At 73.3% G+C, this 13,927-nt stretch carries 8 protein-coding genes; 3 read left to right on the top strand and 5 right to left on the bottom strand.

The annotated features are described in order from the left end of the window. The first annotated feature begins 48 nt into the window (after positions 1-48). From FLX08_RS07925 to FLX08_RS07915, 3 genes are read left to right on the top strand one after another with little or no spacing between them, the layout of a single operon-like run. Positions 49-1,404 (top strand): SWIM zinc finger family protein, encoded by a 1,356-nt coding sequence (locus FLX08_RS07925; RefSeq protein WP_142617564.1) that lies wholly within the window; start codon positions 49-51, stop codon positions 1,402-1,404. Then, entirely contained in the window at positions 1,401-4,061 is a 2,661-nt protein-coding gene (locus FLX08_RS07920; protein WP_142617563.1) for a DUF7824 domain-containing protein, read from the top strand. The genes FLX08_RS07925 and FLX08_RS07920 overlap by 4 nt, the downstream gene beginning before the upstream one ends. Beyond that, complete coding sequence (locus tag FLX08_RS07915; protein ID WP_142617562.1) at positions 4,058-6,709, top strand: DUF7824 domain-containing protein; 2,652 nt, start codon at positions 4,058-4,060, stop codon at positions 6,707-6,709. The genes FLX08_RS07920 and FLX08_RS07915 overlap by 4 nt, the downstream gene beginning before the upstream one ends. A 195-nt stretch (positions 6,710-6,904) precedes the next feature. Here the strand turns inward: FLX08_RS07915 and FLX08_RS07910 are convergent, their stop codons facing one another. The 5 genes from FLX08_RS07910 to FLX08_RS07890 form a co-directional block, all read right to left on the bottom strand. Then, positions 6,905-9,358 carry an N-acetylmuramoyl-L-alanine amidase gene (locus FLX08_RS07910; protein WP_142617561.1) on the bottom strand — a complete coding sequence of 818 codons (2,454 nt, stop codon included), beginning with the start codon at positions 9,356-9,358 and terminating at the stop codon, positions 6,905-6,907. Positions 9,359-9,546: 188 nt separating this feature from the next. Continuing rightward, on the bottom strand, positions 9,547-11,004 hold the full coding sequence (locus tag FLX08_RS07905; protein WP_167530311.1) for a family 43 glycosylhydrolase: 1,458 nt from the start codon (positions 11,002-11,004) through the stop codon (positions 9,547-9,549). 307 nt (positions 11,005-11,311) lie between these two features. Next, the gene (locus FLX08_RS07900) at positions 11,312-11,971 is read right to left on the bottom strand and encodes a response regulator (protein WP_142617560.1); all 660 of its coding nucleotides are present in this window, start codon (positions 11,969-11,971) and stop codon (positions 11,312-11,314) included. Then, entirely contained in the window at positions 11,964-13,190 is a 1,227-nt protein-coding gene (locus FLX08_RS07895) for a sensor histidine kinase (RefSeq protein ID WP_142617559.1), read from the bottom strand. Before FLX08_RS07895 ends, FLX08_RS07900 begins: the two co-directional genes overlap by 8 nt. Further along, positions 13,187-13,927, bottom strand: a complete 741-nt coding sequence (locus FLX08_RS07890) for an ABC transporter permease (protein ID WP_142617558.1) — start codon at positions 13,925-13,927, stop codon at positions 13,187-13,189. The genes FLX08_RS07895 and FLX08_RS07890 overlap by 4 nt, the downstream gene beginning before the upstream one ends.

Raw genomic sequence — 13,927 nt, 5'->3', positions numbered from 1 at the left:
GGGCAGGCGTCGGCGGAATGTCGGTCATGATCTGTAGCGTCCCGGGTCATGGCTGATGCGGTGCTGGCGTACTCCTATGTGCGTTCCTCCGACCTTGACCTGTCCTCAGGTCTGCTCGACCTGTCCACCTCCGGGGGCGTGACCCCCAGCGGGCCTGCCTTCCACCCCGCGTTCTTCAGTGGCCTGCTGACCCGGGCGGCGCCGGCGGCTGCCGGGCTGCTCGGGGTCGCCGACGTGGCCAGGGCCCGTTACTACGACGCACGGCCCACGGGGATCGTTCGTGATCCGGTGGTGACGTGCAACGGCGACCGGTTGCGCTTCGAGTCCTTTTCCGCCTGTGGCGGCGTCTACGCGCGGCTGGATGTCCTGCAGCAGGCCCTCGACGGCGAGGTCGTCGAGCTCGGCACCACCAACGTGGACGTCAACGACCCGCTGCGGCGGGCACTGGTCCGGGTCGGCGGGAACGATCCTCTGCACCTGCGGGTCGGCGCCGAGGAACTGGTGGCGACCACGCTCGACGGCGCGGCGGTGGAGAAGAAGGTGCCGCTGCCGACGCGGTGGGTGCGCGGCTTCGCCGAGGTGCAGGTCATCGCCTCGGGATTCGACCTGCGCGCGGAGTTGCCCGGGCCGGAGGCGGTGCGGTTCCTGCGATCGCTGCCCAGGCGCGGGGTCCTGTGGGCGGTGCCCGCCGGCAGGTCGCTGCGGCTGTCGGCCCGGCCTGCGGCGGGCGCGGTCTGCCTGCCCGGCCCCGAGCGGCTGGCCACTCTGCTGCCTCTGCTGCGCTTCGCCGATGGCCTGCGGGTGTACGGCCCCGCTGTTCCGGCGCACGGGCTGGCGGTCGCGAGCGCCTGGGAGCTGGAGCTGCCCGGCATGCGCTACGTGCTGACCCTGTCGCCGGAGCCGCGCAGGGGGTTCTCGGGGGAGGGCGCGGTGCTGGACGACCTGGCCACCGCGCATGCGGAGGAGGACGCCGACCTGGTCGGTGCGATGCTGGCGTTCGAGCCGCGCCTGGACGCCGATCTGCTGGCGGAACGGTGCGGGCTGCCCAGGGACCGGATCCGTGCCGCGCTGACACAGCTCGGCACGGCGGGCCGGGTCGGCTACGACGTGGCGGAGGCGGCGCACTTCCACCGGGAGCTGCCGTACGACCCCGGCCGGGTGGCGGCGATGAATCCCCGGCTGAAGGCGGCACGGGATCTGGTGAAGCGAGGGGCCGTTCGCTTCACCGCATCCGACATCGCCGTGGTGGGGGAGCGGCGGGTGCGGCTGACCCCGGACGGCCCGGTCTGCACGTGCCCCTGGTACGCCGACTTCCGGGGCAGCCGTGGCCCGTGCAAGCACGTGCTGGCCGCCCAGCAGGTGCGCGACCAGGCCCAGGCGGGCCCGCAGGGCGGGACGCGATGAGCTCGTGGAAGGAGGTGGCCGCCCGCATCGACGCGGGCGACGGCAGGAAGCTGGCGCCGTTCCTGACGACGCTCGACGAGCACGGGCGGCGGGCGGTCGCCGATCGGCTGCCGGAATACCTGTCCGAGCGGCCGGCCCAGGGGTGGGAGGGCCGGCGCTGGGTCCAGGACCGTGCGGACGCGTTGCGCCTCGTGGGGGCGGCGTGCCTGAGCGGGGCCGCGCAGGTCGCAGCGTGGCTGAACCGGCGAGATCTGCGCTGGGTGCGTGAGCCCGAGGCCGACGCCGCCCGGATCCTGGCCCTGATCGGGGACCGGCCGGCCGTATGGCGCGAGGACCTGGCCGTTCGCCTGGTGGAGCGGTTGCGGCTGCCGTCGAGGTCGGCGTCACGGCTGATGGAGAACGGTGTGCCGGGATGGGAGCTGGCCGCGGGCCTGGTGCTGGAGACGGGCGTCGAGCCGCCGGACAACGACGCGTTCACCACCGGCTGGCTGTGGCGGCTGGTCAGGCGGCACTCGATGTACCGGGGCACGCGCGACACGCTCGCCGGAGACCCGCTGCTCGGGCATCTGCTTCCCCGGGTGTTCCGGGCCGCGGGCGTCGCCCAGGCGTTGACCCGGGACCTCGAGTGGAACCGCGACAGAGGTGTCGTCGCCGCGCTGCTCGCGCTGGCAGAACAGGGCCGGGTGCCGCGGCAGGTGCTCGTCAGCGGGTGCGTGGAACGGTTCCTGGCGGGCGGGGAGGCTGACGAGATCGCCCCGTTCGTGACGCTGTGGCGTGGTTTGCGGCCCGAGCCGGGAGAGATCCCCGCCGTCGAGTTCGTCCGGCTGCTGCCGTCGGCCCCGTCGCCGTTCGTCCAGCTCGCGCTGGAGGAGCTGGGCCGGCTCGACGAGGCGGGCCTGCTGGGCGACGAGCCGTTCGCCGAGGCGGTCGCGGCGCTGGCCTTCCGGCCGGAGAAGAAGTACGTCACGGCCGCGGTGCGCTGGATCGCGGGCGCAGCGCCGTCGAGGGCCGACGGCGCCCTGCCGGCGCTGGCGGCCGTGTTCGGCCAGGATACGGGCGCACTGTGGGACCGGGCCGTGCGGCTGGCGGTCAGGTTCGCTCCGCACGCGTCCGGCCCGGCCCTGGACACGGTCCGTACGGCGGCCTCCCGGCTGCCCGCGGACCTGCGCGAGAAGATCGCGGCCGTCGCGGGTCCGGTGGAGGCCGCAGAGCCGCCGGCGGTAGCGCCGGCCGCCCTGACGGTGAACCCGCTGCCCGCCCTGCCGCCCGTGCTCGCCTCGCCGGAGGACCTGGCCTGGGAGATCGAGGCGCTGCGCCGGCCGACGGAGCCGCCGCGGTTCGAACGCATCCTGGCCGCGCTGGTCCAGCTGACCCACCGCGACCGGGACACCGTGACGCGGGCACTGCGGCCCTGGTGGCACAAGCGCTGGCGGCAGCCGTTCGACCCCGCCATCTACGTGTACGGCATCAGCGACTTCGGACGGGATACGCACACGCTGCTGATGCGGTGCGCACTGGCGGTCGTCGCGCCCGCCGACAGCAGGAAGCTGTCGGCCCTGCTGGCGGACTACCACCGCAGCCACCTCTACAACGAGCCGGCGATCCAGCTGCTGATCCAGCGTCGGCTGCGCGAAGTCGTCGAGATGCTGGAGGCGGGCCGCAGCGTGCCGGTGCTGCTGGCCACGCCGACCTCTCCCACCGGCCACGTCGACACAGCGACGTTGATCGAGCGGATGGAACGGCTGGAGGGCGCCGAGCCGCTGCCGGCCGACTTCCACCAGGCGCTGCTGCGGCTGCCGCGCGAGATCGACCCGCGGGCCGCCGTACGAGCCGAGGGGCTGACCTCGCGGGCGGGCCGGACGCTGGCGGAGTGGCTGCGGCGGGGCGGGCTGCCCGACCCCGAGGTGACCGTCGGGATGAAGACGGCGCAGCGGCCGGACGCGCACTGGAACTCCGGCGCGCACCACTACATCGGCGTGCGGGAGATGTACGCCCGGATCGTGCCCCCGGACGGTGTGCCCGGGCCCGTCGCCGAGCTCTGCACGGGGCCGGCGCCGGCCGCGTACGGCAGGGAAACGGTGTGGTGGCCGGCCGCCATGCCCTCTCACCGGGAGGTCGTCGCCGCCCACCTGCTGGAGACCCTGACCCTCGACATCGACGGCCCCCGAGGCGGGGGCGAGGTCCTCGTCGCGCTGGTTCACGGTGACGGGCCGGTCGGAGCGGCCACCGCGAGCGCGCTCGCCGTGGGGATGGGAAACAAGCACCCCGCCGATCGGGGCGCGACCGTCGAGGCTCTCGTCACCCTGACGGCCCGCGGGCAGTTGCCCGCCGCCGATCTCGGCCAGGCCGTCGCACGGCTGGTCGACGCCGGCCTGGTCAAGCTCAACCGGATCACCGCCGCCCTGGACGAGGCGACGACGGCGGGCGCCCACGTGGCTGTGTGGCGCGTTCTCCTCACGGCACTGCCGCCCCTGCTTCCCCGCGCAGGGGACAAGCCACGTGCCGGGCTGGGGGAGTTGCTCGCGGTCGCGGTCAAGGCGGCCACCCTCAGCGGGGAACGCGCCGGCATTCCCGGGCTGGCCGAGGTGGCGGCGCGCGGGGGATCCAGCCGGCTGGTCCAGGAGGCCCGCCGCCTTCAGCAGCAGGTGAGCCGATGAGCTTCTGGGCGGCGATCGTGAAGCGAGCCGGGCAGCCGGGCGGGTTGCCGGAGCGCATCAGGGCCGCAGACGCCGAAGGCGCCGCCGATCTGCTCGAGCGGGCGGATGACGCGGCAAGGCGCGCGCTCGCGGGGAGCCTGCGGGAATTCGCCGCACAGGGCGGGCTCGGGAGAGGCTGGTGGGCCGGCCCGCCGCACGACCCGCAGGCGCCCGCGCTGCGAGTGGCCGGCGCGGCCTGTTTCGACGACGCGGTGGAGGTCGCACACTGGCTGACTTCCCCCGACCTGTGGTTGTTCGACGGGTACGAGGACGACGCGCGCCGCATCGCCAGGGTGGTGCGCGGCCGGTCGCCGCAGTGGCGGGCGGAACTCGTCCGCCGGCTGGCGGACGAGCAGGGGTGGAGGGACGAGGCCGATGGGGGACGGGCGCACCGGCTGTCGGCGTGGTTTCCGGCCGCCCGCCTGGTGGAGGAGACCGGCCTCGAGCCGCCCGGCGATCCCGCCTTCGTGCTCGGCTGGCTGCATGCCGTGGCGGGCTCCGGTGGTGGTGTCACCGATGAGCGGCTGACCCGCCACCTGGCCGGAAGCCTGCTGCGCAGCCGGGGCCTGGCGGCGCAGCTGCGCGGAACGGGAGACCTGGTCCCCGCAGGGGCCGCCGCCGTGGCGCGCCGGGCAAGCGACGGCGTCCTGGAGCGCGGCACGTTGCTGGAGGGCTGCGCGGGCGCGTTCTTCGACGGCGAGACCCGGCCGTTCACCGACCTCTACGCCGCCCTGCGGCCGAGCCCGGAGGAGATCCCCGTCAGGGATCTAGCGCGGCTGGTGCCCACCGCCCCGGGAACGGTCGTTCAGCTCGCGGTGAGCGAGCTGCGGCGCGCGGACGACGCCGGGCTGCTTTCGGACGAGCTGTTCGCCGAAGCGACCGAGACGCTGATGTTCCGTCCGGAGAAGACAATCGTCCGGGCGGCCCTCACCTGGGCGCAGGCCGGCACCCGCGGCAGCAGGGAGCGGACCGGCGCCGCTCTGCGAGCGTTCGCCGCGGCCTTCGGCAGCGCTCACCGCGACATCGCCGAACGCGCCGTCGACGCGGCGTCACGGATGGCCGGCCACTCCGGCGAAGACGGTCATGCCGCCGTTCGCGCGGCGGCGGACGCCCTTCCCTCCGACCTGCGGGACCGGCTGGCCCCGGTCTTCCGCCTGGACGACCGGCCGGCCCTCGCGCCGGCCGCCCTGCCCGCCCCGCCTGCCGAAGAGGTCGAGCCGGTCCCCGTCGTGGAGTCGCCCGAGGAACTGGCCGAACTGGCCGTCACCGCGCGGGACCCTCTGATGGTCGAGCGGCTGCTCGCCGGGCTGGTGACGCTCGTCCACCGCGACCGCGAGGCGGTCCGCGCGGTCGTCGAGCCGGTGCTCCGCGCGAGCCGGCCGTTCCTGTTCGACGTCGAGTCTGCCGCCCACGGCTTCGGCGGGATGAACGACGACCCGCATCTGCTGACGATGCGCGCCGTGCTCGCCGCGGTGGCCCCCGAGGCCGGCAGAAGGCTCCGCGGCCTGGTGCAGTTCTACCCGTTCCGCGACTGGGACCCGGCTCCCGACGTCCTCGTCGTGACACGCCTGCGGGAGATCGTCCGCGAGCTCGAGACCGGGGATGTGCCCGTGCTGCTGGCCACACCCACCGTCACGTCCGGGCACATCGACCCGATGACGCTGGTCGAGCGTATGGAGCGGCTGGAAGCGGCCTGCGCCGAGCACCTGGATGCCGACTTCCAGCAGGCGCTCCTGCGGCTGCCGCGGACGATCCCCCCGGCGGCGGTCGCCCGAGCCGGGACGCTGACATCGGCCGCGGGCCGGGAGCTGGCGGCGTGGCTGCGGCGGGGCGGGCTCGCCGACCCGGTGATCGGCCACCGGGTCGTGCGGCTGCCCTCCTATGAGGGCTCCGCCACGACCGTGACGCGGATCTTCCCCGCCGTGCGGCCTCGCGAGGAGGACCTGCCGGACCTCGTCCGGCGCATGTGCGTCCTCGATCCCGCCGGCGCCGTGAACCTCGCCTCCCAGAGGATGGACTGGTGGCCACTGCTCATGCCGTCCCATCGGGAGGTGATCACCGCCTGGATCCTGCCGCGGCTGCCCCCGCTGATCACATCCCGCCGGGCCGACCTGGCACCGCTGTATCGGCTGGCCTGCGGACAAGGACCGGTCGGCGAGGTGACCGCCGCCGCGCTCGCCCATGGTCTCGGCTGTGAGGACGACGGCGCGCGGGGAATCGCTGTTGACGCGCTGCTGGTGCACGCCGCCCGCGGCGACCTGAACGGTGACGACTTCGGGGGATTCCTGTCCGTGCTCGTCGCGGCGGGCATGGTCAGGCTCGGCCGCGCCGTCACCGCGCTCGCGGACGCCCTGGCCACCGGTGCGCACATCCAGGTGTGGGACGCCGCCGCGCGCATGCTCACCGAGCTCCTCCCCCAAGCGCGGGAGCGACCCCGCACCGGCATGACCGACCTGCTCGTCGTCGCCGCGACCGCCGCCTCCCTCACCGGCGCCCGCCTGCGGATCCCACGGCTGGCCGCGGTCGCGCAGCGGACCGGTGGCAGCGCCTTCGTCAGACAGGCCCGGCGCCTCCATGAGCTGATCACCCCGAAGAAGGAGACGTCATGAACCGTGGGCGGATGTTCTCGGCCGGAGGCAGCAGGCCGGCTGCGGCCTTCAGCAGGTCCAGGACTTTGCGACGGAACTCGGGGGGTAGCTCCTCGGCGTGCTGGCCTCTCTCTGGGGTTCAGGCAGTGTCGGCCTACCCGCGGCACGCCTGACGGCGGGGCCGGGGAGGAGAGCCCTCCCCGGCCTGCCGTGCTTTCAGTGGGTGGTCACCGGCCGGGTCGCCGCCGAGGTGGCGGTGGCCTTCGCGTAGGCCTTCGCCGACACGGTCACCCGTACGGCGAGGCGGGCGCCGCGGTCGTGGCCTTCGAGGTGATAGGTGCGGTCCGTGGCGCCCTTGACCGGGACGCCGTCACGCAGCCACTGGTAGGCGACCTTGTCGGGCGAGGGCGTCCAGGTGCCGGGGGAGGCGGTCAGCGTGCGGCCGATCTTCGGTGTGCCGCTCACGGTGGGCGGTTCGGCCGAGGTGAACGTTCCCGGCGCCACCGGCGCGGTCGCCGCCGAGCGTGCCGACGTTGCCGTGAAGTACGGGTCGTCGACGGTCACCTCGACGAGCACCCTCTTGCCGAGGTCCTGGACGCCCGGCCGGTACGTCGGCCCGGTGGCCCCGGGGACCGCCGCGTCGTTCGCGTACCACTGGTAGGTGAAGCCCGCCACCTGCCGCGACCAGGTGCCGGGGGTGGCGGTGAGCTCACCGCCGACCTTGACGGATCCGCTGATCACCGGCGGCGCGGTGCTGGCCACCGGCGACGGCTGCGCGTCGTGCAGGTCCACCTCGGCCGTACGGACGAAGACCTGCCGGTGGGCGTACCAGAGCTGGTAGTACCGGTCCTGGCCCTTGAGGTCGGTGCGGTCGCCGGGGCCCGACCCGTCGAACGTGGTCGCCCGGTAGTAGTCGGTGACCACGTCGTCGTCGCTCACGGCGTACGTCTGCCCGGCCGGGATCTTGTACTCCAGCGGCGACAGCGCCTGGACCGGGATGCCGGTGCCGGTGTAGGCGGACGCCTCGGGATACGCCCGGCCATAGACGGCGGCGGGGGTGGTCGCGGACTTCACGGTGACCGTCTTCGCCTGCGTGCGGACCACGACGGGACGGTCGGCGGGGTTGTGCAGCCAGGCGAGGGAGCCGGCCCACCACACGCCGAGCCAGTCGCCCTGCACCTGGGCGACGACGAGCTTGTGGCCGGAGACGACGCGGGCGCTGATGTCGCTCGCGTACGTCGTGCCCGCGGCGGAGCCGGGCTTCCAGCCAGGGTCGGCGGCGAGCGGCGCGCTCTCGGAGGGCGACTGGTAGAGCGGCAGGAAGTTGGTGCCGGCGCCCGGGACGCAGTCGGGGGAGGGCGGGGACGCGGCGGCGCAGCCGGTCACCGGCTGGGGGTTGTCCTGGTAGCCGGTGCGGACCTCCACCACGTCGCCCGGGGCGACGTCGGCGGTGGTCTTCAGGCCGCCGCCGATGGGGGCGCCCAGCAGGTCGAAGTAGTGGTCCCAGTCCCAGTAGGGCCCCGGGTCCCAGTGCATGCTCTTGGTGGCGCCGAGGACGGTGCCGGGCACCTGGTCGTGGCCGATGACGTGCGCCCGGTCGAGCGGGACGCCGTACTTCTGCGCGAGGTGCTTCACCAGCGCGGCCGAGGTCTGGTACATCGACTCGGTGAACCACGTGGCGGTCCCGGCGAAGCCCTCGTGCTCGATGCCGATGGAGTGCATGTTCACATACCAGTTGCCGGCGTGCCAGCCGACGTCCTTGGCGTCGAGGTGCTGGGCGATGTGGCCGTCGGAGGACCGGATCGTGTAGTTCCAGGCGAGGTACGTCGGATCCTGGGCCAGCCGCACGGAGGGGTCGAAATAGCCCTCGGTGTCGTGGATGACGATGTAGTCGATCTTCGGCCCGCCCGGCCCGGTGCGATCGGCGAGGTCGTGGTTGCCATAGTCGGTCGTGCCGTCCGGCAGGGTGGGGGAGCCCTTGGCGTACGGCGCCTCCAGCCACTCGCAGTCGAGCCCGGCCGGGCAGTCGACACCGGCGCCGGCGGCGAGCCGCGCGGCGGGCAGGGCGACCGACTCGTCGGCGGCGAGGGTGACCCGCTGCCCGTCGGCGGTGACGCGGCTCTGGCCGCTGCGCAGGGTCTGGTAGACCTGCCGGACGAAGTCGTTCTTCACGCCGAACCGCGCCACCGCGTCCCGCCAGGAGCCCAGGCCGTCGCCGCCGTCGTGGTAGGACGCCAGCAGCGCGGCCCCGCCGCAGATGTTGGCGTTCGGGTCCCGGCGCAGCGCGTCGGCCGTCAGCCCGGTCAGCTCGGACGCCGCCGCGATCTGGCTCGTGGCTCCGGCCGCGCGTCCCTTGTCCGCGCCGTCCCACGCCTCGGGCGCCCGGTCGCCGAGGTCGAACACGCCGTAGCCGCCGTCGGAGCTCGGCTTGCCCTGGTGGTCGTCCCAGCGGGACAGCATGTAGGCCACGGCCTTCAGCAGCGGTTCCGGCGCGCCCGTCGCCGTGGCCGCCTCGCCGAAGGCGGCGTCGCGCGTCGGTGCCGACAGCGTCGCCGTGCAGGAGACCCGCGGCCCGGCCGTGGAGGTGGAGGCCAGGGCGGACGGCGCGGCGGGGAACAGCGCCGCCGCCGCGGCGACCGCGACGGCGACGCCTCGATGTGGAGTTCTCAACGTTGTGCGACCCCTTCTCGGATGCCTGTGGGGGGTGATCAGGCCGGGGCAATCACACCTCTGCGCGCCGCCGTACGCCAGAGCGCCACGCAAATCTCGTCGAGATCGTAACTTTTCGCCAGACAGGCCGAGTCAGATGAAAATCCTCGCCTGTCGATCACGTCCGGGTCATCGCGTCCTCCCGGCCGTCAGTAGACGTAGGGCCAGCCGGCGCTGTCCCAGCCGAGCTTGTTGATGCCGAGGCGGGAGGAGCCGTCGTCGGCGTACCAGTGGTAGAAGAGGACGTCTCCGTCGTCGTCGGCGAGGACGGCCTGGTGGCCGGGGCCGTGGATGCTCCCGTGCCCGGCCAGCACCTGGGTGCCGCCCCCCGACGTCATCGCCGTCCCGTTCCGGTCGGCGTACGGGCCGGTGATCGAGGTGGAGCGGCCCACCATGATGCGGTAGGTGCTGGACGCGCCCCTGCAGCACAGGTCGAAGGAGACGAACTGGTAGTAGTAGCCGCCGTGCCGGTAGACGAACGGCGCCTCGATCGCGCCGCCGTTGCGGCCCGAGATGCTGCGGATCGTGCCGTCCAGCCGCTTGCCGGTGGCCGGGTCGAGCTGGACCATCTTGATCCCCGACCAGAACGAGCCGAAGTCGAGCCACCAGCGGCCCTGGTCGTCGATGACGAGGTTGGGGTCGATGGCGTTCCAGTTGTCGGAGGTGTTCGACTCGATGACCAGGCCCTGGTTGGTCCACGACCCCGAAGCGCCGGTGGTGCTGGTGGCCAGGAAGATGGCCGAGTGGTTGGAGCCGAACGTCGAGGCCGAGTAGTACATGTAGTAGCGGCCGTTGACGTAGGTGATGTCCGGCGCCCACAGGTCGTTGCCGCCGTTGGTGTAGGCGTGCGCCCAGGAGGCCCCGCCGGGGAACGCCGCGCCCGCGTTGCGCCAGGTGATGCGGTCGGTGGAGGTCTTGAGCTGGATGCCGTTGCCGGTGTAGGCGAGCAGGTAGGTGCCGTCCGGCTTCTTGGTCACCTCGGGGTCGTGCGCGTTGACGTCACCCGTGACGTAGCCCGGGTCGGGGTAGGAGACGGGCGGCGTCGGCGTGCCCGATCCGCCGAGCCTGACGAGCTGCCACTGCTGGTTGGCGCCGTTGAGGTCGGCGTACTGCGAGATGCGGCCGCCGTCGGCGGTGGACCACTCCCACACTTCGAGGGCCTTGCCGCTGTTGCGGTTGATCAGCTTGACGTAGCCGCTGTCGGTGTCGACGACCCGGAACTGCTGGTTGGTGCCGTTCTTGTCGGTGTATTGGATCACGTCGGCGCCGTCGGCGGTGGAGCGGCCGGAGATGTCGACGACCTTGCCGCTGTGGCGGGACATGAGCCGGTAGTAGCCGCCGCCGGAGTCGACGAACTGCCACTGCTGGTTCACGCCGTCGTTGCGGGCCCACTGCACCAGGGGCGCGCCGTCGTTCGTCGCTTTGCCGTAGACGTCGAGGGCCTTGCCGCTGTTGCGGTTGACCAGCACGTACGACGCGCTCGTGTCGATGGACGCCGCGTGCGCGGGGCCGGCGGCCACGAGGGACGGACAGATCGCGAGCAGCGCCAGGATCGCCATCGCGAGGACGCGGCGCGGCCACGCGGGAGAGCGTACGGAGGTGTCCATGGAGGGTGCCTCTCGTCGGGACGGACGGTAGGGGTGTCGATAGGGGGTATCGATGTGAGCGCTAACAATCGCCGCTAACAATCGCCGCTGACAATCGCCGCTGACAAGCGCGGTCCGGAAGTGCCCCTCGATCACGCTGTCGTTGACCGGAGACCGCCGCTCAGTATTCGTCGCTCAGTATTCGCCGCTCAGTGTCAGCACCGGTATCCGGGTCGTCAAGGGTCCGGTCAGACGGCGCGGGGAATGCGGACGACGGCGGTGAAACTTTCTTCCGGCCGGATCCGGCCCGGGTCAGGCACGGCTTCGATCAGCCGAGGATGCCCCGGTTGTAGGCGATGGCGACGGCGGCCGCGCGGTCCTTGGCGCCGAGCTTGCCGTAGATGTGGGTCAGGTGGGTCTTGACGGTGGCCTCGCTGACGAACAGGGCCGCGGCGATCTCCCGGTTGGACGAGCCCTCGGCGACCAGGCGCAGCACGTCGCGTTCGCGGCTGCTGAGGCTGTGGTTCGCGGGCGACCGCACCCGGGAGACGAGCCGGGCGGCGATGTCGGGGGACAGCACGGTCCGGCCCTCGGCGGCGGCCCGCACCGCGCCGAAGAGGTCGTCGCGCGGAGCGTCCTTGAGCAGATAGCCGGTCGCGCCGGCCTCGATCGCCGGAAGGGTGTCGGCGTCGGTGTCGTACGTGGTGAGCACGAGCACCCTGGCCCGCGCACCGCGGCGGGACAGCTCCGCGATCGCCTCCACCCCGCCGCAGCCGGGCATGCGCAGGTCCATCAGGACCACGTCGGGGTCGAGGCGGGCGACCAGCTCGACGGCCTCGGCCCCGTCGGCCGCCTCGCCCAGTACGGCGAAGCCGGACGACGCCTCGAAGATGCTGCGCAGGCCGTGCCGTACGACGGGATGGTCGTCGGCGATGACCAGGGTGACGGGCGGCGGAGACGAGCCGGGGGGCGCGGCGGGTTCACTCATGGCGCACCAACGGTACCCGCGCGGACAGGGCGGTGCCGAGCCCCGGCTCCGACTCGAGGTCGAGGGTCCCGGCGACCCGCTCGGCGCGGGCCCGCATGCCGCCGAGGCCGAAGCCTCCGGTGGCGCCGCGCGGCGGAAGGCCGCCCGGGTCGAAGCCGATCCCGTCGTCGCGGATGTCCAGGGTCACCTCGTCGCCCATGTAGGAGAGGGTGACTCCGGTGCGCTGCGCCCCGGCGTGCCGGCCGACGTTGGTGAGGGCCTCCTGGGCGATGCGGAGCAGCGTGGCCTCGATCTCGTGATGCAGCGGTTCGACGGTCCCGGTGACGGTGATCTCGGCGCGGACCCCGGTCTGCGCCGACCAGGCCGCGACGATCTTCTCCAGGGCGGTGGGCAGGGGGTCGTGTTCCAGCTGCCCGGGGCCGAGATTCTGCACCGAACGGCGCGCCTCGCGGAGGCTGTGCCTGGCCAGGGCGCGGGCGCGTTCGACGTGGTCGCGGGTGGCGGCGAGATCGGTGCTGTCGGCCGCCGCCTGGAGCTGGGTGATGATGCCGGTCAGCCCTTGGGCGAGGGTGTCGTGGATCTCCGCGGCCAGTCGCCCGCGTTCGTCGGCGACGCCGGCCTCCCTGGCCTGGAGGAGGAGCTGGGCGTGCAGGCCGGCGTTCTCCCGCAGCGCCCGGGCCAGGCGGTCGTTCGCGGCCCGGAGCTCGGCGGCGTGCTCGCTCTCCTTGACCGCGATGTGGTCGAACCCGATGGCGATGCCGGAGTGCAGGGCCAGCAGCGCGACGAACGCCAGCCAGTACACGCCGTCGGCCGGGGGCAGGCCGCCGATGTTGGAGCCGGCCATGGTGATCGCCGTGGCGAACAGCGCGGGGCGCACCAGGCGGCGGGGCAGCAGCAGGTCGGCGTCGTAATAGCCGAGCACCGCGTAGACGGCGAAGATCGGGTTGCACCAGGAGAGAGCGAAGCCGAGCGCCCATCGCAGAAGGTAGTAGAGACGGTGCGCCGTGCCGCGTGCGGCCCGCCGCCTGCCGTCGACGCTCCACCAGATCTGGAGTGCCAGCGCGGCCACGGCCAGGACGGCGGCGGCGTATCGCTCGCCGATGTCCATCGCCGCCTTCGCGCTGGCGGCGGACAGCGCCGCGCCGAGGCCCAGCAGGACGTACGGTCCGGTGGTCGCGAACCGGTGGCGCCACGGCCTGACGGCCTCCGACTGGGTCATTCCCAGCGAAACCACCGGACGGACGCGCCCGCCAGCACTGTGATCCACACCAGCATGATCGCAAGGAGCGGCAGGGCAGGCCAGCTTCCGGCGGAGGCCTGGTCGAGAGCCTGGGATGCGGCGCCGAAAGGCGTGAACTCCACCACCCGGCGCAGGACCTCCGGCATCGACCGGACCGGGGCGTACACGCCGGCGGTGAACGCCACCGGGAAGAAGGCGAGCGTCGCCGTCGTGGTGGAGGCCTTGGCGCTGCGTGACAGCGCGGCGATGAGCGCCCCGCCCACCAGCGCGCCGAGCGTGCCCAGGACCAGCGTCAACGCGTACGCGGCCGGGTTGGCGGGCAGGGGGACGCCGTACAGCAGGCGGCCCACGGCGATGATGACGATTCCCCCGGCCAGCGCGGCGGCGCCGTGCACGATCACCTGGGCGGCCAGGAGCGCGGCCGGCCGCACCGGTGTGGTGGACATGCGGCGCAGGATGCCCTTCTCGCGATACGCGGTGAGCGCCGGCGGCAGCGAGGTCAGCCCGGCCAGGATCACGCCGAGCAGCACGGCCACCGGGAGGTACAGATCGATCGGCCGCGCACCGCCGGAGGCCGGTCCCGGCTCCCGGAACGACGGGATCAGGCCGAGGATCACCAGGAGCAGGAGGGGAAAGGCGAGGATCCAGAACACGCTGCCGGGTTCGCGGCGAAACAGCCGGGCCTCGGCCTTCAGAACGGCGATGGACGCGGACAT

Origin of the sequence: Microbispora hainanensis (genome assembly GCF_006874475.1) — a bacterium.
Lineage (GTDB): Bacteria > Actinomycetota > Actinomycetes > Streptosporangiales > Streptosporangiaceae > Microbispora > Microbispora hainanensis.
Note: the sequence above shows the minus strand (reverse complement) of the source record. Positions and strands in the feature narration are given on the sequence as shown.